The organism is Paenibacillus sp. y28 (assembly GCF_037137075.1).
Classification (GTDB): domain Bacteria; phylum Bacillota; class Bacilli; order Paenibacillales; family NBRC-103111; genus JBBBNV01.
Window position 1 is genome coordinate 1 of the sequence record NZ_JBBBNV010000013.1, and the last position, 20,983, is coordinate 20,983.

Annotated in this window: 18 protein-coding genes and 1 pseudogene; 4 read left to right on the forward strand and 15 right to left on the reverse strand. The window is 51.5% G+C overall.

Features of this window, described 5'->3' with window-relative positions; genetic code table 11:
* Positions 1 to 445: 445 nt before the first annotated feature.
* Complete coding sequence (locus WBG83_RS12115; RefSeq protein WP_336745315.1) at positions 446 to 2,326, forward strand: S-layer homology domain-containing protein; 1,881 nt, start codon at positions 446 to 448, stop codon at positions 2,324 to 2,326.
* 143 nt (positions 2,327 to 2,469) lie between these two features.
* Here WBG83_RS12115 and WBG83_RS12120 read toward each other — a convergent pair whose 3' ends face one another.
* The 4 genes from WBG83_RS12120 to WBG83_RS12135 form a co-directional block, all read right to left on the reverse strand.
* Positions 2,470 to 2,814: a hypothetical protein gene (locus WBG83_RS12120; RefSeq protein WP_336745316.1), complete on the reverse strand. Its 345-nt coding sequence runs from the start codon at positions 2,812 to 2,814 to the stop codon at positions 2,470 to 2,472.
* A gap of 40 nt (positions 2,815 to 2,854) precedes the next feature.
* Positions 2,855 to 5,758 carry a DEAD/DEAH box helicase gene (locus WBG83_RS12125; RefSeq protein WP_336745317.1) on the reverse strand — a complete coding sequence of 968 codons (2,904 nt, stop codon included), beginning with the start codon at positions 5,756 to 5,758 and terminating at the stop codon, positions 2,855 to 2,857.
* On the reverse strand, positions 5,755 to 7,350 hold the full coding sequence (locus WBG83_RS12130; RefSeq protein WP_336745318.1) for an SWIM zinc finger family protein: 1,596 nt from the start codon (positions 7,348 to 7,350) through the stop codon (positions 5,755 to 5,757). The genes WBG83_RS12125 and WBG83_RS12130 overlap by 4 nt, the downstream gene beginning before the upstream one ends.
* Positions 7,351 to 7,506: 156 nt before the next feature.
* Positions 7,507 to 7,914, reverse strand: a complete 408-nt coding sequence (locus tag WBG83_RS12135; RefSeq protein WP_336745319.1) for a hypothetical protein — start codon at positions 7,912 to 7,914, stop codon at positions 7,507 to 7,509.
* 780 nt (positions 7,915 to 8,694) lie between these two features.
* On the opposite strand from WBG83_RS12135, the gene WBG83_RS12140 reads away from it, so the two are divergent.
* Together WBG83_RS12140 and WBG83_RS12145 are read left to right on the forward strand one after the other, a co-directional pair.
* A complete protein-coding gene (locus WBG83_RS12140) occupies positions 8,695 to 8,928 on the forward strand; it encodes a hypothetical protein (protein ID WP_336745320.1) in 234 nt (77 codons plus the stop codon).
* Positions 8,925 to 9,329: a type II toxin-antitoxin system VapC family toxin gene (locus WBG83_RS12145; RefSeq protein ID WP_336745429.1), complete on the forward strand. Its 405-nt coding sequence runs from the start codon at positions 8,925 to 8,927 to the stop codon at positions 9,327 to 9,329. Before WBG83_RS12140 ends, WBG83_RS12145 begins: the two co-directional genes overlap by 4 nt.
* Before the next feature lie 216 nt (positions 9,330 to 9,545).
* On the opposite strand, the gene groL is transcribed toward WBG83_RS12145, so the two are convergent.
* From groL to WBG83_RS12185, 8 genes and pseudogenes are all read right to left on the reverse strand, one after another.
* On the reverse strand, positions 9,546 to 11,183 hold the full coding sequence (groL, locus tag WBG83_RS12150) for a chaperonin GroEL (protein WP_336745321.1): 1,638 nt from the start codon (positions 11,181 to 11,183) through the stop codon (positions 9,546 to 9,548).
* Between the two features lie 97 nt (positions 11,184 to 11,280).
* Entirely contained in the window at positions 11,281 to 11,562 is a 282-nt protein-coding gene (groES, locus tag WBG83_RS12155) for a co-chaperone GroES (RefSeq protein ID WP_336745322.1), read from the reverse strand.
* A gap of 440 nt (positions 11,563 to 12,002) precedes the next feature.
* A complete protein-coding gene (tatC, locus tag WBG83_RS12160; protein WP_336745324.1) occupies positions 12,003 to 12,770 on the reverse strand; it encodes a twin-arginine translocase subunit TatC in 768 nt (255 codons plus the stop codon).
* A 423-nt stretch (positions 12,771 to 13,193) separates the two neighbouring features.
* Positions 13,194 to 13,370, reverse strand: a pseudogene (locus WBG83_RS12165) (twin-arginine translocase TatA/TatE family subunit); the annotation flags it as partial.
* Positions 13,371 to 13,398: 28 nt separating this feature from the next.
* A complete protein-coding gene (locus WBG83_RS12170; protein ID WP_442955835.1) occupies positions 13,399 to 14,484 on the reverse strand; it encodes a molybdopterin-binding protein in 1,086 nt (361 codons plus the stop codon).
* Positions 14,485 to 14,495: 11 nt separating this feature from the next.
* Positions 14,496 to 14,990, reverse strand: coding sequence for a MogA/MoaB family molybdenum cofactor biosynthesis protein (locus tag WBG83_RS12175; protein WP_336745326.1), 495 nt, complete (start codon positions 14,988 to 14,990; stop codon positions 14,496 to 14,498).
* A 74-nt stretch (positions 14,991 to 15,064) separates the two neighbouring features.
* Complete coding sequence (gene moaC, locus WBG83_RS12180; RefSeq protein WP_336745327.1) at positions 15,065 to 15,586, reverse strand: cyclic pyranopterin monophosphate synthase MoaC; 522 nt, start codon at positions 15,584 to 15,586, stop codon at positions 15,065 to 15,067.
* On the reverse strand, positions 15,579 to 16,202 hold the full coding sequence (locus tag WBG83_RS12185) for a 5-formyltetrahydrofolate cyclo-ligase (protein WP_336745329.1): 624 nt from the start codon (positions 16,200 to 16,202) through the stop codon (positions 15,579 to 15,581). The genes moaC and WBG83_RS12185 overlap by 8 nt, the downstream gene beginning before the upstream one ends.
* A 225-nt stretch (positions 16,203 to 16,427) precedes the next feature.
* Here WBG83_RS12185 and abc-f point away from each other — a divergent pair, with 225 nt between their 5' ends.
* A complete protein-coding gene (gene abc-f / locus WBG83_RS12190; RefSeq protein ID WP_336745331.1) occupies positions 16,428 to 18,461 on the forward strand; it encodes a ribosomal protection-like ABC-F family protein in 2,034 nt (677 codons plus the stop codon).
* A gap of 385 nt (positions 18,462 to 18,846) precedes the next feature.
* On the opposite strand, the gene WBG83_RS12195 is transcribed toward abc-f, so the two are convergent.
* From WBG83_RS12195 to WBG83_RS12205, 3 genes are all read right to left on the reverse strand, one after another.
* A complete protein-coding gene (locus tag WBG83_RS12195; protein ID WP_336745333.1) occupies positions 18,847 to 19,749 on the reverse strand; it encodes an aminoglycoside phosphotransferase family protein in 903 nt (300 codons plus the stop codon).
* A gap of 15 nt (positions 19,750 to 19,764) precedes the next feature.
* Positions 19,765 to 20,037: a class I SAM-dependent methyltransferase gene (locus tag WBG83_RS12200; RefSeq protein ID WP_442955830.1), complete on the reverse strand. Its 273-nt coding sequence runs from the start codon at positions 20,035 to 20,037 to the stop codon at positions 19,765 to 19,767.
* 472 nt (positions 20,038 to 20,509) lie between these two features.
* A partial coding sequence (locus WBG83_RS12205) for a Kae1-like domain-containing protein (protein WP_442955831.1) occupies positions 20,510 to 20,983 on the reverse strand: 474 nt, incomplete at its 5' end.

A 20,983-nucleotide genomic window follows, 5' to 3' on the forward strand; every position in this document is an offset into this window, starting at 1 on the left:
TTTTGTCTGCTCGTACTTATGAAACTGGACACCGCTACACATCACAGTATTCTTCAGCTTTATCGTTGGCTTAAAATTCTATTATGGGAACCGATGCATCAATGGATGGAACGAATTCACCGTAAACCTAGTCGAAAATCAGCGGGTAGGCGCAAGAAACAGTGAGCTAGTATTTCCGTCACTCAGGGGAAACTACATAAATTTACCAAATGGACAGAGAGCTACCTTCTGGTGGGCAATCGACTTTTTGGTAATGAAAACTAAAACCTTGTTCAGAATTATTCGAAAACTATGCCGCCGACTTTTTATGCAACGCTAGTGATCTTTTTTATGTTTTTTTCTAAAATTTATTTCTTTTTTTTACTTGTATATTCCGATAAGGAGGTGACTTGTTTCGCCCGGGAAAGAAAATAAAAATAAATTAGAGATAAGAGGCCACCCTGCAATGAAACGTTTTGGGCTGCGGAAAACTTCCGCTCTGCTTGTTTTTACGTTAATGATGTCAGTACTCTTTCCGGTGCTGGCCTGGGCCGCGGATTTATCCATTACTCAATTCTCCTACAACAAATCGACAGGTACTGTCACTGTGACAGTATATTCCAGTGTGTATGACAGCACCTACGGAAATGTAAAGCTGGCCGTTTATTCGGATGCCGGCGCTTTGATGGAGCTGACTTCAGTGGAGAAGGCTACATACGACGAGGAGGCAAACGGCGGATTTAACTTTCATTTCACTGTAAATGATTCCTCCGCAATTGTTCCTAACGTACTCGATGTTGTCTACCTCCAAGCCAGCTACAACGGGCAATACACCGATGTGGTTGAAGCTGTATATACCGATATTCCGGTATGGCCTGCAGGCGCTGCTTTGACCGGCAGTGCTTCCAAAAGCTCGGTAACCTTGAACTGGCCTGCTGCTGCTGCGCAATCGGCCGTAAGCTATAAGCTGTTCCGGGGAACGTCCGGGCAGCCGTTCGCAACAGTAACCTCCAGCACCTATACCATTACTGGCTTATCGCCAAGCACGATGTATTCCTTCTCCGTACAGCCTGTAAACGAACACGAGCAAGCCGGTACACCGCTCACAGGCAGCTTTGTCACTGCAAAAAATGACAGAAGCAGCAGCGGAGGTGGTGGTGGCGGTGGTTACGTTGGCGGGGCTGATGGCATCGTCACGGCATACTCCGATGGCTCCGTGGATGAAGCGTCTTTGAAAAACGCCTTTGCCAACCACGATACCGTCGAGGTCAAAACAGCCGATACAGCACTTCTTCCGGCATCGGTCCTGATTGATGCATTGGCTAATGCTTCTTCAGCGCAAATGAACATTACTGCAGACAATGGGACATATCTTCTGCCTCTTTCGGTTCTGAAGCTGAATGATCTGGTCAGCTCGCTGAATGTAGATGCAAAAGACTTAAAGCTTAAGATTGAAATTAAAAAGGTGTCCGCTGATATTGCTGATGGGGTTTCCAGTGCTGCAGCTTCAGTTGGCGCATCTGTGCTGACAGATGCCGTTGATTTCAGCTTGACTGCTGTAACCAAGGATACAGCCAAGGCGATCACCAGCTTTGGTCAAACCTATGTTGCCCGCACGTTAACGCTGGATAAGGCAGTGAATACGAATAACGTCACCGGCGTCCTGTATGACCCGGCTGCCAAGTCTTTGAAGTTTGTACCGGCTCTCTTCTCTGAAAAAGACGGCAAAACTATCGCAACACTCAAACGTACAGGGAACAGCATTTATACCGTCGTGGAAGCAAACAAATCCTTCGCGGATTTGACAAACCACTGGTCCAAGGCAGACGTTGAGTATTTGGCAAGCAAACTGGTTGTTGATGGGGTTTCCGACTCCAATTTCGCACCGGAGCGTGACATTACCCGTGCCGAATTTGCAGCCTTGATCGTTCGCGAGCTGGCGCTTGACGGCGCAGATACCTCTTCGTTCTCTGACGTTTCGGCAAGCTCGTGGTATGCCCAAGAAGTAGGGGCAGCCGCAAAAGCCGGAATTATCGATGGCTTTGAGGACGGCACCTTCCGTCCGGATGAAAACATTACCCGTGAGCAGCTTGCCGCGATGGTTACCCGTGCCATCCATTTTGCCGGTATTTCCACCAGTGTATCGGGAGCACGGCAAACTGAAATTTTGGCAAACTACAAAGACAGCAAAGACATTATTTGGGCTCATAAGGAAATTGCAACCGCGATTGACGCAGGCTTAATGAACGGGATGACCGACAATACCATCGGCTCGGCCCAAACCGCTACCCGTGCCCAATCCGCAGTTATGCTGAAGCGTCTGCTGGCTATTATTGTTCAGGCGTAATCAGTAAGCATTGATTATAACCATATCTGTTTCATATACCAGCAGACCCGGCTCTTCTCTTGGAGAAGGCCGGGTCTGCTGGTATGCGGAGAAACTGTCCGTCTCACTTCTCGCGCCCTTAAGATTTAAAATGGAAATCATTTCTATAAGCTTTTGTCCGGCTTCACAGCTTGCAGAGGAAGTAGCGCCGCCTGCTTGTAGAGAAGCTGCCATTCCGGTGATAACTGCTCCCAAAAGGGCTCCGCTTCGCAGGCCGCCCGTCCTGGCTGTGCTTGCTTGCCACGCCGGCTCGTCTGATGCTTGCTCGTAACAGCCGTCGTTTCCTGTGACGAGTCTGCTTTGCTTCGGGCTGTTCCCGGCTGCTGCAGGCCGCTGGCCTCCTTATCCGTCGTCTGGATGGGAGCTATGCCGCTTTTCTCCGAGTTATCTGCTGCCCGATTATGTCGCTTTTGTTTGGCTTTCATCCGTTCTCTGCGGCTTGGGGCCATAAAGAGTCCTCCTTTCTCAAGTCTTGCCTAATCCTGCACCCTATTTTTCAATCCATTCTTTTCGCAGTGCAAACATTTGCCGCAAATCTTCTGTAGACAGCTCTGTAATCCAGCCCTCTCCACCGCCGATAACTTGCTCGCTTAAGCTTTGTTTACGCTCTATCATTTCATCAATTTGCTCTTCCAGCGTTCCCAATGATATGAATTTATGCACCTGAACGTCTCGAGTCTGACCGATACGGAAAGCGCGATCTGTAGCCTGATTCTCTACAGCAGGATTCCACCATCTATCAAAATGAAACACATGATTGGCTGCCGTCAGGTTCAGCCCGGTTCCGCCTGCCTTGAGCGAGAGGATAAAAATGCCCGGCCGCACCGGATCAGACGTCTCGCCCTGAAATGCAGCAATCAGCTTATCCCGCCTGCTCTTGGACACTCCACCATGCAAAAACAGCACCTGCTCCTGCAGCTCTTGCTCCAGGGCAGCCTGCAGCAAGCCCCCGGTCTCCACGAACTGGGTGAAAATAAGACACCGGCCTTCCTCGGTCCTCAGCTCGCTAACCATCTCTATCAGACGCATCAGCTTGTTGGAGCGGTTCTGCCATTTGATTGCCCCGGTTTCCTTGATATACATTGCGGGATGGTTGCAGATTTGCTTCAGCTTGGTCAGGGTACTCACAATCAGTGCTCGCCGCTCCATGAAGGACAGCCGGTCAATCCGCTCCAGCATCTGCTGTACCACGCTTTCATATAAAGCGCCCTGCTCCCGGGTCAGCTGCAAATAGACCTTGCTTTCATTTTTATCCGGTAAATCCAGCTGCACTGCCGGATCCTTTTTTACCCTTCGAAGTAAAAACGGCCGTATCAGCTTCTGCACCTGTTCGACCAGCTCCGGCTTGCCGCCACGTTCAATCGGCTGTACAAAGCCTCGTGTGAAATCTCGTATCCCGCCCAAATACCCGGGGGTAACGAAATCGAATATGGACCACAATTCTGTCAAGCGGTTCTCAATTGGCGTACCCGTTAATGCGATGCGTTGTACAGCCGGGAGCTTGCGGATCACAGAGGACTGCTTGGTGTAGGCATTCTTGATATTTTGCGCCTCATCCAGTCCGATCACGCTCCATTCCACCTGCCCCAGCTCAGCCTGATCCATCACCGTATGCATGTATGTTGTAAGCACCACATGGGCCCCGGCAATAGAAGCGATAAACGCTTCCTCTCCTTTACCGCGTTGCGGGCCATAATGCACGACCACCCGCAAGTCCGGAGCAAACCGCGCCAGCTCCTTCTGCCAATTACCGAGCACTGAGGTCGGACAAATAATAAGAGAGGGCACAGTTATACGCTGTTGTTGATGCAGAACGAGCAAATAAGCGATAAATTGAATCGTTTTCCCCAATCCCATATCATCGGCCAAGCAGCCGCCAAATCCGAATTTACGCAGGAAAAGCATCCAAGACATGCCGTAATGCTGGTAGGGGCGCAGTGTAGCGTGAAGTCCCTCAGGAAGCGGCTGCAATTCGACAGAAGATGTTTGCTGAAGCTGTTGGAACAAGGTTCGCAGATGCTGATTTAGTTCGATTTGATACTTGGCCCGGTCCTGATTCTCATCATTCGGATCAGCCTTGTCCCCACGGTCAACAGCAGCCTGGTCACTCAATAAAAAGGCCTCCAGCGCTTCCCGCAGGGGAAGACCCTTTTTGCGCTCCGAAGCCTTCATGGCCTTACGTATTTGCTGCAGAAGCTCCGGGTCGAGCTGAATCCATTGCCCCTTGAATTGGATCAGCCTTTTTTGCTGATCGGCCAGTTCCAGAAACTGCTGCTCGGTAAGCTCCAAATCTCCAACCGCAACCTTCCAATCAAAGCGAAGGAGCTGATTCATGCCCAGCAGGGATTCCCCGGCGTCAGCCGGATTTGATTTAATCTGCGCCTTCAGCGCGGGCTTTAAGCGCCGAATCTCCTCCCACCAGGAAGGCAGCAGCACAATTTCCCCCGTCTCGGCCAAACGCAGGCTGTCCTCCTCCAGGAAGCGCCAGGCCTCTGCATCGGTCATTTGCTCTTTCAAGACCCCCGGTCGACTCTCATCTTCAAGCCCAGGGGCCACATGCAGCCACTTCTGAACAGATGAAGCTATCGCCTCTCTGGCCTCAGTCATGCTCAAATTCCAGGAGTTCAGGAGGGATTGGCTGCCGGAAGGATCGTCCTCCGTTCCAACGGACAGAATGAAATGAGAAAGATCCCGATCCTGCAGGAGCGGCTGCAGCCGCCATGGCTCATTGTCTACCGGCTCCAGCAGCTGCAATACGCTGCGAAAAAGCCGCTGATCCCTTTGCCAGCCAATAGCCGTCAAAAATTCCGTCTCGTCTGTGAAAAAGGGTCGGTTGTCTCCCGGTTTCATGACTAGGAGCGGATACCGTTCGACAAGCTGGATCCAGGCCTGCTGCGCCTCCGATGAACGGCTCAGATATTCAGTCACCGCAGCGCTTATCCAGGCCTTTTCGTCCTGATCCAGCCCTTGCAGAGCACTCTCCTCTTCATCCGAAAGCAGCAGTCTCCAGCCAAATCCCCCTGCTTGCCAGCACGCAAAGGAGGGACAGAATCTCCCTCTACCGAGAGCCTGGACAAGCAGCTCTGAAAGCTGCAGCATACGATTCATCGTCTTGGAGGACACCCAGTCCAAGTCAGCATGAATGGCCATCGCTGCCGCCCCCATCACCTCTGCGGCAGTTAGCGGCGACAGAAAAATGCCTATTTTTTCATCAAAGCGCCCCGTCTCGGCAGCAGTGCCATAATAGGACGGAGCGTGCCAAGCCAGCAGCGCATAACGAAACACTTCCATATGAAGAGACTTACCCCGAGTTTGGGTATCGTAAACGAAGAAACGACCATCCTCCAGTCTGTCCACTTGTAGAATATATGATTTGCTCGTTAAGATACTCATGAGATCAGTTTCCCTCGTTTCATTTCTTCCTGCAAGGCGCGAAGACGAGAATAACGGCTGCAAATCCACTGACAGTAACGCTCCCACTGCACCGACTGTTTAAGCTTGGAATACACCGTTTTAAGCTTCTTCATATAACGTACGGCTTCTTTGTACGCGTCCCTGTTTTTATGACCAATGCAATAATCGACCGCCTGATGATACAACGGAAGCAAAAGCTCGGGGTTGTGCTTCTCCACCTGCTTCATTTCGGCTGCAGTCACTTTAGGCATAATCCCGTAGGTAATATGCAAATCAATCCAATGCCGATACATCTGGTTAGATAACAAATAGTTTGTGTAATGGGCATAGCTTTGAGGGAGCATTTTGGACATTACCCGGCTCCATTCCCCCCGATCGCAAGCCCCCTGCTTCAGCAGCTCATCCCAGTATTGGAGATACAGATCGCCCAAATCGGCCCTGTTCCAGAAAAATGAAGACGTTCGCTCCGCCCAAAATCTTAATCTGTCCCAATTGTGGGAGGCATAAAACGAATCGAAATAATGCAAAATGTACATGGGTTCTTTACGTGACAGCTCTGTATTCAGACACTCCAGTGCATGCTCATCCTGGCCCTCAAGAATGCTAAAATGAATCAAGGCCAGCCTCACGCAATCATTAAAAAAAGTCGTATTTTTCTTCGAAGCCGCAGAGCCGGCACCGATCTGCTTTTGCAGCCTGGTCTTTTCCCTTTGCACTACTGATGGATGACGAAGCAGCCTGGTCCACAAATACCGGTACACAAAAAGCCAGGATACCGGGGATTCCTGTGTAGGAAAAGCATACTTTGTGAGTAATTCTGCCGTCTCTTGCTGCAGATCCTTGTAGGATTCCTGAAATACAGCTTCCTCCAGCAATGGAGTGCATGCCACCATTTCTTGCATTGCCTTTTGAACTAGCGCCATATACTGCTGCTTATAATATTGGGCATAGTATCCTTCACTCAGGTAGGCCTGCTCGGCCTTCTTTAGAACAAACAGGACGATCATCAAGGCAAATACCTGTTTTCGATTTGGATCCCACATCTCGGCGTAGGGAAACAAGCTTTTTTTCATACGTTGCATGAAGGTTCCGTGATCGCCGATGCGATTATAATGCTTTTTGGTGAAATGCTGCTCAAAGAAAAGCTCCCACTGGTGTAATGCTTCGTGTTCAAGCGGACCCGTCCTGGCTTTCGTTTTTCGCGTTGAGGCCTTAAGCGATTGTGCGGGCAAGGGAGAGCTCGTGGAGTCGGAAGCAAGATCAAGCGCGGCAGCCGTCTGCTTGAGTGCTGCCGTTTCTTTTTTTCCCCAATCTTGTGTGTGCTGGAGCGCCATAATGACAGCTACCATATGCTTGCAGTTCACCGCATAAGAACACGTGCAGGTACTCAGGGATAAATTGACAGGATGGAGCTTGACCTTATATCTATCACTCCCTTGCACAACTCCGTGTACATATCCTTCATCGCCTATCCACATGTGGGATACGGCATTTTGGTCGAAATAGCGCTGACCCCTCCGAATGATTTCGGGAGAAAAATGTTTGTGCAGCTCTTCTATAGAAGTAACCATATTCCTTTATGCCTGCCTTATCTTTGAAAAGTGGTTTGTTTACATACCATCTATTATAGCATTGTATTCAAGAACTCACCTTCTCTCATGAAAAAAAAGCTGACCCAAGTTTAACCATGGATCAGCCCTGAACGTTCTCTTTTTTAATTCAACCAATTACCAGCTTCCCTCAATATAGCCGGAACCGGAGCATCTTCCGGTTGTGCAAGTCAGAACCAGCTTCGCTTGGTTTTGATTGTTGCCGTCAATGGCAATGGTTCCTTCGTAATAACTGCCCGGAATAGTAGGATGATTACCGACATCATAAGGATTGTAGGCTGTACCGCTGGCAATCACGTTGGAATAACCGTCTATTACCTCCCATTGAATATCGCCCCAATTATAATTTGGCGCGTAATTGTAGATGGAAACATAAATCGAATTTCCGCTTTGGTATGTACTTTGCAGCGTCGAAGAAGAATACTCATCCATATCAACATATTGGCTCGCCTGAGCCGGTAATGCAGCAACAAACAGAGACGCAGCAACTAGCACAGAACTCATCCAGCGTTTTTTCATTTTCATAATTAATCATCCTCTCCATGATTGGTTTACAGGCTCAAGGTCTGTCTTTCATTCAACTAAACAGGTACTGCAAAAATGTCGTTCCCACCCCGCTTCGTAAAAATAAAACCGGAATCCAGATACCGTCAGTGCCAGCCATCCTTGTCCTGACTTTACCGGCGGTATGACCTTTCTGAATTCAATGCATTTTTATTATGATGGATCTGCGCGAAAACTCAAATATGCCATTAGCCCCATTAATCACCAAATTTTTCATGAGATTCGTCGATTTTTGTTGGAAGTTGTCATGAAATTGAAATGAAAATCCAGCAACAAAAAGAAGCTTCCCATGAGATTTCATGAACCCCATGAGAAGCCTCTCTAAATTTTACTGCTGATGTTACCCAAGTGTTACTCTTGGGATGGCATATCACTGGAAAGCTGGATGCAGCAGGGCTTTTCAGCCTTTATTACATCATGCCGCCCATGAGACAAAGGCTTTTTCATGTGTTTTTTGAGTCTTTATGTGACGATTTTATCCGATATTCTTCAGAAAATAGTTTTCAATAAATCCGTGTGGGTAAGATGTGTGGGTTGAGTTCGTGGGCAAGCTGTGGGCACTAACATTAATCCCAATCGTACATGAAATGCACACGATAGTAGCTCGTTCTGTGCGCCGCGGCCGTATCCATTCATTACATTATCGGGTATAATTGTTTATAAGTAAAGATCGAAGAAGATCGCGGAAAGCGAAACGATTCAGCAACATAGCAACATATTTTGATAAAGGAGTGGTTCTCCATGTCAATGGTACGCAAACTCCATCCTCATATAGCAAAAGACTTAAGGGAGTTTTTATCTGAAAATAATATTTCCACCAAGAAGCTTGTCATAGATCTTGAAGCAGAAACCATCGAGGACTTTGATGATTACTCAGTAAATGACATTTTAAGTGTGGCTGGAATTCTGAAGCCCGGGGAAGCGCAAGAATTATTAGACCACATTCAGGAGTCACGGGAGGGTTGGGGAAAGTGACCCACAACTACTCCGGATATTTATTCGATTCGAACATCGTCATCGCCATTCTGGACAACGATCATGCCGCCATTAACTTAGTACGACAAGCCCAAGAAGAAAAACGGCAAATATTCTTTTCGACGATTACGGAATGTGAAGTACTGAGCGGTGTCAAACACAATCAGTTCTTAATCGCAGAAAGGTTATTCTCCCCTCGGCATATGATACATGTCGATTCCACTGTCTCAAGAAAAGCAGCTTCCATGCAAAGCGAGCAGAGAAGCAAGGGACGGAAAATAAAAACTCCTGATGCGCTCATTATTGCAACTGCCTTTGCAGCTAATTTGGTACTGGTTTCCCGGGATTCAGACATGAACTTTGTTACGAATGAGTATGGGATGACTTTGTTAAAAATATGATGGTACTAATACTGTATAAATGACCATTCGTAAAGGCACAAGTATAATTCTTTCAATACTCAAACAATCAACTCCTTACTCAAGATATACAGAAGACACCTTAGAGGATTTTTCATCACTCTAAGGTGTCTTCATTTTACACGATGTGGGCAAAATGTGGGCGAACCAGGTTTCTCCGAAGAGAAACCCTTGCCCCACAAGGCTTTGAGGCCTTGTTTACATCATGCCGCCCATGCCGCCCATACCACCCATGCCGCCCATGTCAGGCATTGCCGGTTTGTTTGCTTCCGGTTTGTCAGCGATAACCGCTTCAGTAGTCAAGAACATTGCTGCAACGGAAGCCGCGTTTTGCAGAGCCGAACGAGTTACTTTGGCAGGGTCAACGATACCAGCTTCGATCATGTTTACCCAGTCGCCGGTAGCTGCGTTGTAGCCGATGCCTACAGCTTCTTTTTTCAGACGCTCAACAACGACGGAGCCTTCTTGGCCTGCATTCGCTGCGATCGTGCGGATTGGCTCTTCCAGAGCGCGGAGGATAATGCTTACACCCGTTTTCTCGTCGCCTTCAGCTACAACCTTAGCTACAGCGCCATATACGTTCACGAGAGCTGTACCACCACCGGAAACGATACCTTCTTCAACCGCTGCGCGGGTTGCGTTCAGGGCGTCTTCGATGCGCAGTTTGCGCTCTTTCAATTCAGTTTCAGTAGCTGCGCCGACTTTGATAACGGCTACGCCGCCGGACAGCTTCGCCAGACGCTCCTGGAGCTTCTCTTTGTCGAAGTCGGAAGTGGTTTCTTCCAATTGCGCGCGGATTTGGGAAATACGTGCGCCGATGTCTTTTTTGTCGCCGCTGCCATCAACGATGATGGTGTTTTCTTTGGTTACACGAACTTGGCGTGCGGAACCCAGTTGGTCCGGAGTCGTCGATTTCAGCTCAAGACCCAGTTCTTCTGTAATGACTTGGCCGCCTGTCAGAGCAGCGATGTCCTGCAGCATAGCTTTGCGGCGATCGCCGAAGCCTGGAGCTTTTACGCCCACGCAAGTGAAGGTACCGCGCAGTTTGTTGACAACCAGAGTTGCCAGTGCTTCGCCTTCGATATCCTCACCGATAATGAGCAATTGCTTGCCGGATTGAACGACTTTCTCCAGAACAGGCAGGATTTCCTGAATGTTGGAGATTTTTTTATCTGTAATGAGGATGTACGGATTGTCCAGTACAGCTTCCATTTTGTCAGTGTCCGTAATCATGTACGGGGAGATGTAGCCGCGGTCGAATTGCATCCCTTCTACAACTTCCAGCTCGGTTGTGAAACCTTTGGATTCTTCAACGGTGATAACGCCGTCTTTGCCCACTTTTTCCATAGCTTCTGCAATCAGTTGGCCGACTTCTTCGTCAGCAGCGGAGATAGCCGCTACTTGAGCGATGGATTGTTTGCCTTCGATTGGCTTCGCGATGCTTTGCAGCTCTTCCACTGCTGCTTTAACTGCTTTTTCAATCCCTTTGCGCAGTACCATCGGGTTAGCGCCTGCAGTTACGTTTTTCAGACCTTCGCGGATAATCGCTTGAGCCAGAACTGTTGCTGTAGTAGTACCGTCACCGGCAACATCGTTTGTTTTGGTAGCTACTTCTTTCACGAGCTGTGCGCCCATGTTTTCGAAAGCATCTTCCAGCTCAATTTCCTTGGCGATGGTTACGCCGTCATTGGTGATGAGCGGGCTTCCGAATTTTTTCTCAAGAACCACGTTGCGGCCCTTTGGTCCCAGTGTTACTTTCACAGCATTTGCCAGAGCATCTACACCGCGAAGCATCGAGCGGCGTGCCTCTTCGCTAAAACGAATCTCTTTTGCCATGGTATGAAAACCTCCCGAAATGAATATGGATTTAATCTATTTACGTTAAGTATAGGCGTTGTTTCCGGCTGAGCAGCTGACGCCGCCCCCTCGGCTATTAACCGATAATTGCCAAAATGTCGCTTTCGCGCATAATCAGCAGCTCGCGGCCTTCGTATTTCACTTCAGTACCCGCGTATTTGGAGAACAAGACGAGGTCGCCTTCTTTGACTTCAAGAGGTGTGCGTTGTCCGTCTTTGAGTTGACCGCTGCCAACAGCTACGATTTTGCCCTCTTGCGGCTTTTCTTTTGCTGTGTCCGGCAGAACGATTCCGCTGGCGGTTTTTTCCTCCTTAGCAACGGCTTCAATAACTACGCGATCACCTAATGGCTTAATCATGGAAAAACTGCCTCCTTTGGATATGTTGATTAATTTGGGATGGTAAAGCATTTTGTTAGCACTCTCAACTGGTTAGTGCTAATAACAATTCTTATGATAGCGATTTTGCCTATAATTTTCAAGTGCTTTGGGTTAAAAAAGCCATGATTTTTTTGTGAGCGGATTCGACAAGTTGCGCGTACGGCCTTTAACGCCGGGACTGTGAATCACCTGAATTTGCTCTTCTCCACATCAGGGGCAAGCTGCTCCCGGAAAAAATCCCCGCCTCCAGACTCCAAATCGCTCGCTTCCCCCACTCCTAACGCGCTGCGCGGCTCGTATCCGCCCGTCTTCCATGCTGCTCGCCTTTTATAACGAAAAGCCCTGTGCCAGCATATACGCCGCACACAGGGCTTTATTTGTATTGACGATTGAACAGGCCGGCGCGGTTCCGCCTAGCTCTACTGCCGGGGGGATAAGAGGCCCTCGCCTTCAGCCGCTCCTTCTTCCTCAAAACGACGTTCCTGCTCCAGCTGTTTCCGGTACACCAGCGTCGAGAGCAGCACACTGAGCTCGTACAGTAAAATCAGAGGGATCGCCACAAGAATATCCGAAATTAAGTCCGGCGGCGTGACCACTGTCGCGACGATCACCAGAATGACATAGGCATAACGGCGCATCTTCCGCAGGCGCAGCGGATTGAGAATGCGGATTCTCGTCAGGAACATAACCACGATCGGCAGCTCGAACAGCAGCGAAATCGGCAGCAAAATGTTAAACATAAACGTAAAATACTGTGTAATGCCGTAGGTTTCGGTCAGCTGCAGGTTGTGTGTAACCATGAGGGTAAACTCAAAAGCCATCGGGAACACAATAAAATACGAAAATGCCAAGCCGATTAAAAATAAAAGCGCGGCAAACGGTATATATTTCAGCGTTGCTTTTTGTTCATTTTCACGTAAGCCCGGACGTACGAAAGCCCAGAAATGGTACAAGATGACCGGCAAACAAACGGCCAGGGCAATAACCATGGATACCTGCATGTAAATTCCAATCGCATCCCAAGGGGAAAATGCATTCCAGCTAATAGAACGGGCCGGCTCCTGGTTTTTTAAAAAGTTCAATACCGGGTCCGCCACGATTAAACCGCCAATCATGGCCAGGACGAACACTACAAGCACCCAAATAATCCGGCCTCGCAGCTCCGTCAGGTGCTCAACTAAAGACATGCCTTCCTCTTCCTGCATTCGTATCACCAGCCTAAGCTCAAATATCAATGGAGGCTATGCCTTCCGCCTATCGTCAGTTCTTCTATCCATTAACCGGAGGGGTTGTCTCCCGTCACAAACGAAGAATGTAGCCCGTTATGCAGCAAAGCCTCGACAGCACAGCTGTCCATTCTCAAAGCAAATCCCTCTTTGCAGAGGGATAAGTGCGGGATGATGTTATTCCGGCAGACGCTTGTCCGGGTTGCCCGGTTGTCCCAGCACAGGGACGTTATTCGGCGCCTGACCTGCATTGTTATATGGCGGCGCCTGGCCTTGCTGCTGCGGTGCCTGCGCGTATGGCTGCGCCTGGCCTTGCTGCTGCGGCGCCTGCGCGTATGGCTGCGCCTGGCCTTGCTCAATCTGCTGCACGGGGGCTTGCTGTGTATTTACTTCTTTCCGGCTTGCTTGATCATCGTCGGACATAATGTCCTTGGCACCGTTTTTGAACTCCCGCAGCGTCTTTCCGAACGCACGGCCCAGCTCCGGCAGTTTGGATGGCCCAAACAACAAGAGCGCGACAACAATAATCAGTATGAACCCTGTTGGTCCGATACTCGGCATACCTCATCAACTCCATTATTCAGTAGTCTTACCCTTTATCGCTACGCAATCCGCCATAGCCCATATCTGTAATATCTTGACGCATAATACGTTCTCCGGCCAAAATCCGCGGCAGCAGCACATCAAAGGATGTAAACGTATGGTACATCACCGACCCGGGCAAGCCTACAATCGGCGTTTCGCCCAAATAAGCCATCATCAGCATCGAGCCGGGCAGCATCGGCGTACCGTGACAAACGATATCCGCTCCGGCCTGTTTAATGGCGCCCGGAGTACGGTCGTCCGGGTCCACAGACATTCCGCCGGTGACCAAAATCAAATCGGCCTGCTGTTCCTGAAAATAACGGATTTCCTGAACGATAGCGTCACTATGATCCGGAGTAATCCGCTGGCCGATCAGCTCGGAGCCGAGGCCGGTTATTTTGGCTTGTATTACCGGAGCAAATTGGTCCTCGATCAGTCCGTGATACACCTCGCTGCCGGTCGTGATCAGCCCGACCTTAAGCTTGCGGAACGGAATGACGCTGGCCGCCCCTACACTCCCTGCAGCCCCACCGTGCTGTTGAGATGCAGCCGAACCAGAAGAATCATCCTGGTCCGTTACATCGGGGGCTACCAAGCCCGCTGAGCCATCCGATTGCCGGGCCATCGACTCGATACGGGCGATTTTGTCCTCTGCAACAAGAAGCGGAATCACCCTGGTGGCCAGTACAGGCTGGCCCGGCTGCACAACCGTATTCGTTGTCAGCGTCGAGAGACAAATCTCATCTATTGCATTGACGGCATCGATATACGGCTTATGAATCTTCAGCAAACCGTGAATCGTGGAATTCAGCGTCACTTTGCCTTCGGTTGGCCCCGCCATCTCCAGATTCTCGCCTAGAACAGCGCGGGCCATACGCAGCGCCGCTTCATCCTCATGCAAATATCCGTCCTGCAAATCCAAAATATAAATATGCTCCTTGCCGATTCGAAGCAGCGCGGGAATATCCTCTTCGCGAATCAGATGGCTTTTTTGAAACAGCCGGCCCTTGAACTCGCCCGGGATAATCTGGGTCAAGTCATGCGCAAGGCGAAGCCCTATCGCTTCTCGCACCGGCACTTCCTTCAGCATGTCCTCCGGTCTCAAAGCAGATGGTCCCCTCCTCTTCCAGTCAGCGCGCGAAGCGCACGCGGCAGCTGGTCCAGAATTGCGGACAGGCATTCATGTACTCCTTCCGGGGTGCCGGGCAGGTTGATGATGAGCGTTTTGCCGCGGATGCCAGCCGTCGCCCGGTTCAGCATGCCGGCTCCGGATTTGCGCATCATGGCATAACGCATCGCCTCCGGAAAGCCGGGAGTCTGTCGTTCAATGACCTTTAGCGTAGCCTCGGGGGTCACATCCCGCGGCATCATTCCGATTCCGCCGGTGGTAAAAATCAAATCCGCCTGGTAGTAGTCCATCATCTCAATCATGGCAGCCATAATATCCTGAGTCTCATCCGGCACAACCTGATAATCCACCAGCTCGCCGAACAGCTCCTCCTCCACCAGCTCGCGAATGACCTGCGCACTCGTATCTTCCCGCTCCCCACGCGATCCGCTGTCGCTGGCGCATACTAATCCTACCTTCCAGCGCATCATCATTCCTCCCCTTAAATGTATCCTATAATGGTTACAAAATCATCTGTTTTGAAATGAATGTCATGCAAAATTCACGACTTGTCCCGCTGAAAATCCCCGTTTTTGCCGCCTGTTTTGGCGTCCAGCCGGGTCGGACCGATAATCATGTCCTTCTGGGCCGCCTTGCACATGTCATACACGGTAAGCGCCGCTGCAGACACCGCGGTGAGCGCCTCCATCTCTACTCCTGTCGGTCCGGTGGTTTTGACAAGCGCCTGGATATACAGCTCGTCCTTGCCGTTATCGGAAAAGGAAATATCAACCCCGCTTAATGCAAGCGGGTGACACATGGGAATCCAGTCGGCTGTCTTCTTCGCAGCCATGATTCCCGCTACCTGAGCGACTGCAAGCACATCGCCCTTGCCGATGCGGCCCTGCTTAATCAGCTCAAGCGTAGAAGGCTTCATCGCTACCGTCGTTGTAGCGATCGCGGTCCGCTTCGTTTGGGGCTTGCCTGTAATATCCACCATTTTGGCACGGCCCTGCTCATTGAAATGAGTCAGCGGCGATTCAGCGGACACAGCGTGCCCTTCATGATGCTCGTGATCAGACACGTCCGTCCCCCCTCGGTATGGTATATGTCATGCGCTCGGTTACAATATAATCCACACGGGCGTCGTGCGGCTCAACCGGCACTTCGGATACAAGCTGTAATTCATAGGCAGGAGCAATGGTAAGGGGTCTCGGAATGTTCTGTGCCGCAAGCCGGGCAAAAAACGTATCGTAGAAGCCTCCCCCGTAGCCCAGCCGCGCTCCCTGCGGAGTAAAGGCCAGCCCGGGAATGAGGATGAGGGATATGTCGTTATCTCGCTCCAGCTGCGGCGAATCCGTCCCCGGCTCCATCAGCCCCCATGGTCCGGGCACAAGCTCGTGCTCCCCGGTAATCCGGTGAAGATGCATCCGCCGGGTTTCCTTCTCCGTACGGGGCGCAAGCACACGGTGGCCCCAAGTCCAGCACCAATGAAGGAACGGCCGGACATCCGCCTCCGATCGGAACGGCCAATATGCAAAAATAGTGAGCCGCTCATCTACGGGAAACTGTTCCCCGATCAGCCGCTGCAGCCGATTACAGATTAGCAGGGAGCTGTTTTGCCGCTCTGCCTCAGCCAAGCTGTCACGGCGGGATTGAAGCTCCGTCCGCAAATTTTTTTTCTGCTGAAAGATGTCCATTTTGCCCATAAATCCAGTGTATCATATTTCTGACAACTTTTCATAACGGAAGCGAAGCCGATCGCCGCAAACAGACCTGACATGGACAATTCATCATAAAAAAAAGTGTACCCTGCCGATCCGCTAGTGAAACAGCGCGATTTCAGGTAGACTTAAATACATCATTGAGGCGAATGCGAAAGTGAAACAAAGCTTGGCGTCGTTCATAACACGGAGGGATGAATTATGCTGCTTCAGGCAAACAACATAACCAAAAGCTACGGCACGAGTGTCGTGCTGTCCAATATATCCATTCAAATTCAGGAACGGGAGCGGATTGGGCTTGTCGGCGTCAACGGCGCCGGCAAATCGACCCTGCTCAAAATTCTAGCCGGTGAAATGAGCTGCGATAGCGGCGATATTTACAAATCCAAGGAGACACGCCTGGGGTACTTGGCCCAGCATAGCGGCTTTCAATCCGAGCGTTCGATTTGGGAGGAGATGCTGCAGGTGTTTGCCCCGCTGGTCGAAGCCGAGAAGGAGCTGCGGGAGCTGGAGAACCGGATGGCCGACCCGGTCGTTCAGGCCGACGAGAAGCTGTACGGCGAAGTGCTGAACCGCTACAGCATCCGCTCCGACTGGTTCCGGGAGCAGGGCGGCTACGGCATGGAAGCGCGCATCCGCAGCGTGCTGCACGGCATGGGCTTCGGAGAGTTTTCTCCCGAAACGCCTGTCGGCACGTTAAGCGGCGGCCAAAAAACCCGGCTGGCCCTGGCCCGTCTGCTGCTGCAGGCCCCCGATCTGCTCATGCTGGACGAGCCGACCAACTACTTGGACATTCCGACCTTAACGTGGCTTGAAGACTATTTGCGCGGATATTCCGGCGCGATTCTTGTCGTCTCCCATGACCGTTATTTTCTCGATGCGCTTGTTCAGACGATAGTCGAAATCGAACGCACATCGTCTAAACGGTACACCGGCAATTACACCCGGTTTATGGAAATTAAAGCGGCCGAGTACGAAATCCAGCTGAAGCACTATGAGAAGCAGCAGGATGAGATTGCCAAGATGGAGGATTTTATTCAGCGCAACATTGTACGGGCCACCACGACCAAACGGGCTCAAAGCCGCCGTAAGGCGCTGGAGCGTATGGATCGGATCGATAAGCCGCTGGGGGAATTAAAGCGGGCAGCCTTCTCCTTCGGAATAGCCCGGACCAGCGGGAAGGAGGTTCTGCAGGCCGGCGGGCTGGCCGTTTCCGTGGAAGGCAAGGGCCGTCTGTTCGAAAATGTGTCGTTCCAGCTGACTCGGGGCGAAACCGTAGCGCTGACCGGACCGAACGGAATCGGCAAGTCCACGCTGCTCAAAACACTCATTGGTGATCGCCAGCCGGATGCAGGCACCATTACCTGGGGTAGCGGTGTGAGCCTCGGCTATTACGATCAGGAGCAGACCGGCCTGACACCAAGCAATACGGTGCTGGATGAGCTGTGGAACGATTATCCCCATTTGGAAGAGGTTCGCATCCGCACCGTGCTGGGAACGTTTCTGTTCAGCGGAGAAGATGTGTTAAAAAGAATTTCCTCCCTGAGCGGCGGGGAAAAAGCCCGCGTCTCACTGGCCAAGCTGATGCTGCGTGAAGCCAATGTGCTGATTCTTGACGAGCCGACGAACCATTTGGACCTGTACAGCAAAGAAGCGCTGGAATCAGCGTTAATGGATTATGAAGGAACGCTGCTGTTTATTTCACACGACCGTTATTTCCTGAACAAAATGGCGGAGCGCGTCATTGAGCTGACTCCTACAGGTATGGATAACTATCTGGGGAATTACGACGATATGATGGAAAAAAAAGCCGACCTGGCCGCCATAGCGGAACAGCGTGCCGCAAGCAGCCTCAAAGACGGGAATGCCGGCAAAGGGGTCCCGTCGGCAAGCATAGGAGGTAAGCCCGGGCTCAGCGCCAAAGGCGGACAAGAAGATGCCGCGTCAGACGGGGGCGCAGGCTCTGCCGGCTCCGGCGGCGGCGCTGCAGGCGGCGCATCCGGCTATGAAGCTGATAAGCAGGCCAAACGCGAGGAACGCCAGCGTCAACGGCGCTTGGAGCAGCTGGAACAAGGCATCGCCGGACTGGAAGAGCAAATTGCGGAGCTGGAGAGCGCGCTTGCCAGCCCGGAGGTGTATAACGACTACGTCAAGGTCCAAGAAATCTCAGCTGAAATACAGGCAAAAAAGAACGATCTGGAACAAAATTTTGCAGAATGGGAATCCCTGCTGTAGCTGCACATTGCCATTCCAAAATGGAATGAAACCGGCAAACGCGCCGTCTGCTGCTATTCACAAACTTATCCACAATTATCAACACCCTTAAAGCAAAGCCCAGGCTTAATTCCAAAAACTTATCCACACTGTGCACAATGGATTTGAAAATGTTATCCCCTTTTTAAGCAGCGTCTCCCTGCTGTGAGAAATGCTTTACGGCCAATACTTTCCGCCGTTTCCAGTACAGGTTATGCACATTATCCACAGAGATGTGGATATGTTGTGTATAACTTCCCGAAAAGTCTGAATTTTTGAGCAAAAAAACACACCAAAGCAGCTTTTGCCTTGGTGTGTTTTTTTGTCCACATGTGAATAAATCGCGCTGCGCCTGCCATCCACAGCCCTACAGTGCCTTCAGCATCGCCGCAAACTGCTCCGCCGTCCGGAGGCTTGCTTCCATTCCGTCCGTCTGACTCTCCACATGCCACCATGCAGAGAGTATAGCGTGGCAATAAGCCCATGCCAGCACCCGGCCTCGATCAAGCTGCAGCTGTTCTACAAAAATAGCAATCCGCCGCTCCATAATAGCCGTCCGCCCTTCATCCGGCAGATGGTTCATCAGGAACGGAATGACCTGGTATTCCGCTTCACCGATTACTCCCTTCGGGTCAATGGCCAGCCATCCTCTGCTTCCGTCATACAGGATATTTCCATGATGCAAATCACCGTGCAGCAGCTGCACGGGCCGGGCTCCGGCAACTAATTGACGGTACAGTTGTTCGGCAGCCTCCACCATTTTCTCAGGCATCGGACCGGTTCCTCCATTAAAACGGCCGCGGATTTGGGCAAGCCCTTCCGCCCAGGCCGCTGTTGTCGGGAAGCCCGCTGCTGCCGGAGCCGTTACCCGGAGACGCTTCATCACGGAAGCCGCAATCATCGCCGCTTCCTCATCATCGGTGACAGATTTCAGCGTTTGGCCTGGCAGCAGCCGCTCCAGCGCCAAAATACCCCGCTCCGGTTCAGCGTCCAGGAGACGGACCGCTCCGCTGCCGTTATACAGCCGCAATGCGGCAATTTCCGTCTGCTGCTCGTTAGAAGGCACACCCAGCTTAAGCACAGTCTCCGTCCCATCCCGTCCCGCAGCAGGAACCACGAAGTGATAGGAGAGCTCGTATGGCTCTTGAACAGTACAGTCCCATTTAAGCTCGCAGTAACGAATCAGGCCATCCAGTGTTTGCAGCCATTGCCGGCCCTTCGGCCCATGAACCCCCGTGACCGTTTGAATAAATGAATTCGGCAGATCCATCAAGTCTTGTTCCTCTCACCCGCTGAACTGCTGCAGCAGGTTCAATTCAGCCGCCTTCGTCCGGGCGACTTCCACCAGCCGCGGGGTCAAATCCGACAACGCGACCCGGTACCCGCAGCGGGCCAGCTCCATGGCATATTTGCCCGGTCCTGCGCCGTTGTCCAGCACGTGACCTTGAGCAGGCAAATGTGCCCGGATAAAATGCCAGTTCATATCGAATTCAACCGGCTCCCGGTCCAATCGGCCCCACTCATCGAATTGATTGTAATATCGGATGACAGACTCCATCAGCAGCTTCCTCCTCATGTACTCAATTCACCGAAATTTCCATGAAGGCTCGTTCCTTATCACATACCAATAACCGCAGCTGCCGGTCGAATCCGGATTAGCTCCGCTCACTCGAATTCACGGCAGATCCGGCTTCTCAGGAGCCACGGCCTACGGATATTGCCGTCATCAGAACACCCTGCTTTGACCAGAGAACAAAAGCGAAGCAGCGCTTTCAGCCGGATGTTCTCTTGTTTCCTGGACAACCAAATCAACAGGCCCGCCGCCCTTATTCAGGATCGACGAGCCTGAATCAACCATGACGAAGTAGTTTCTCTCTTGCTGCCTCATACTAGTCTCAACTCAGACAAACGAATGGTCTCCGCTTTATGCACAGAGGCTGCCTGCTTTCCGCGAGTTTGTGTTCCCGACGGTTTCCCAGCGTTCCCGAAGCAGCTTCAAGGCTTCACCCAGGGCCGCATTTCCCTGCACATTACTGCTGTGTCTGCAGTGACCAGCCCTCCAGAGACAAAATCGGCTCCGCCTTCATATCCAGCGGCGTGAAATCTCCCTGCTGCCACTTCAAATAAGCGGCGGCGGCAATCATGGCCGCATTGTCGGTGCACAAGGATAGCGGCGGCACCACCAGAGGCAAGCCCGCCTGGGTGCAACGCTCCTGCAGGGCGGCGCGCAGGCCGCGGTTCGCCGCGACCCCGCCGGCAAGCAGCAGCTGCCGGACGCCGAATTCCTTCGCAGCCCGCATCGCTTTGGTCACCAGAACATCGATGACCGACTCCTGAAATCCCCGTGCCAGCCGCGCGGTATCTACCACATCGCCCTTCATCTTGGTCTGGTTGATCACTGCCAGCACCGCGGATTTCAGCCCGCTGAAGCTGAAATCATAAGAATCCGGCTCCAGCCAGGCCCGCGGCAGCTCAATGGAGCTATCCGCTTCGTGCGCCAGCCG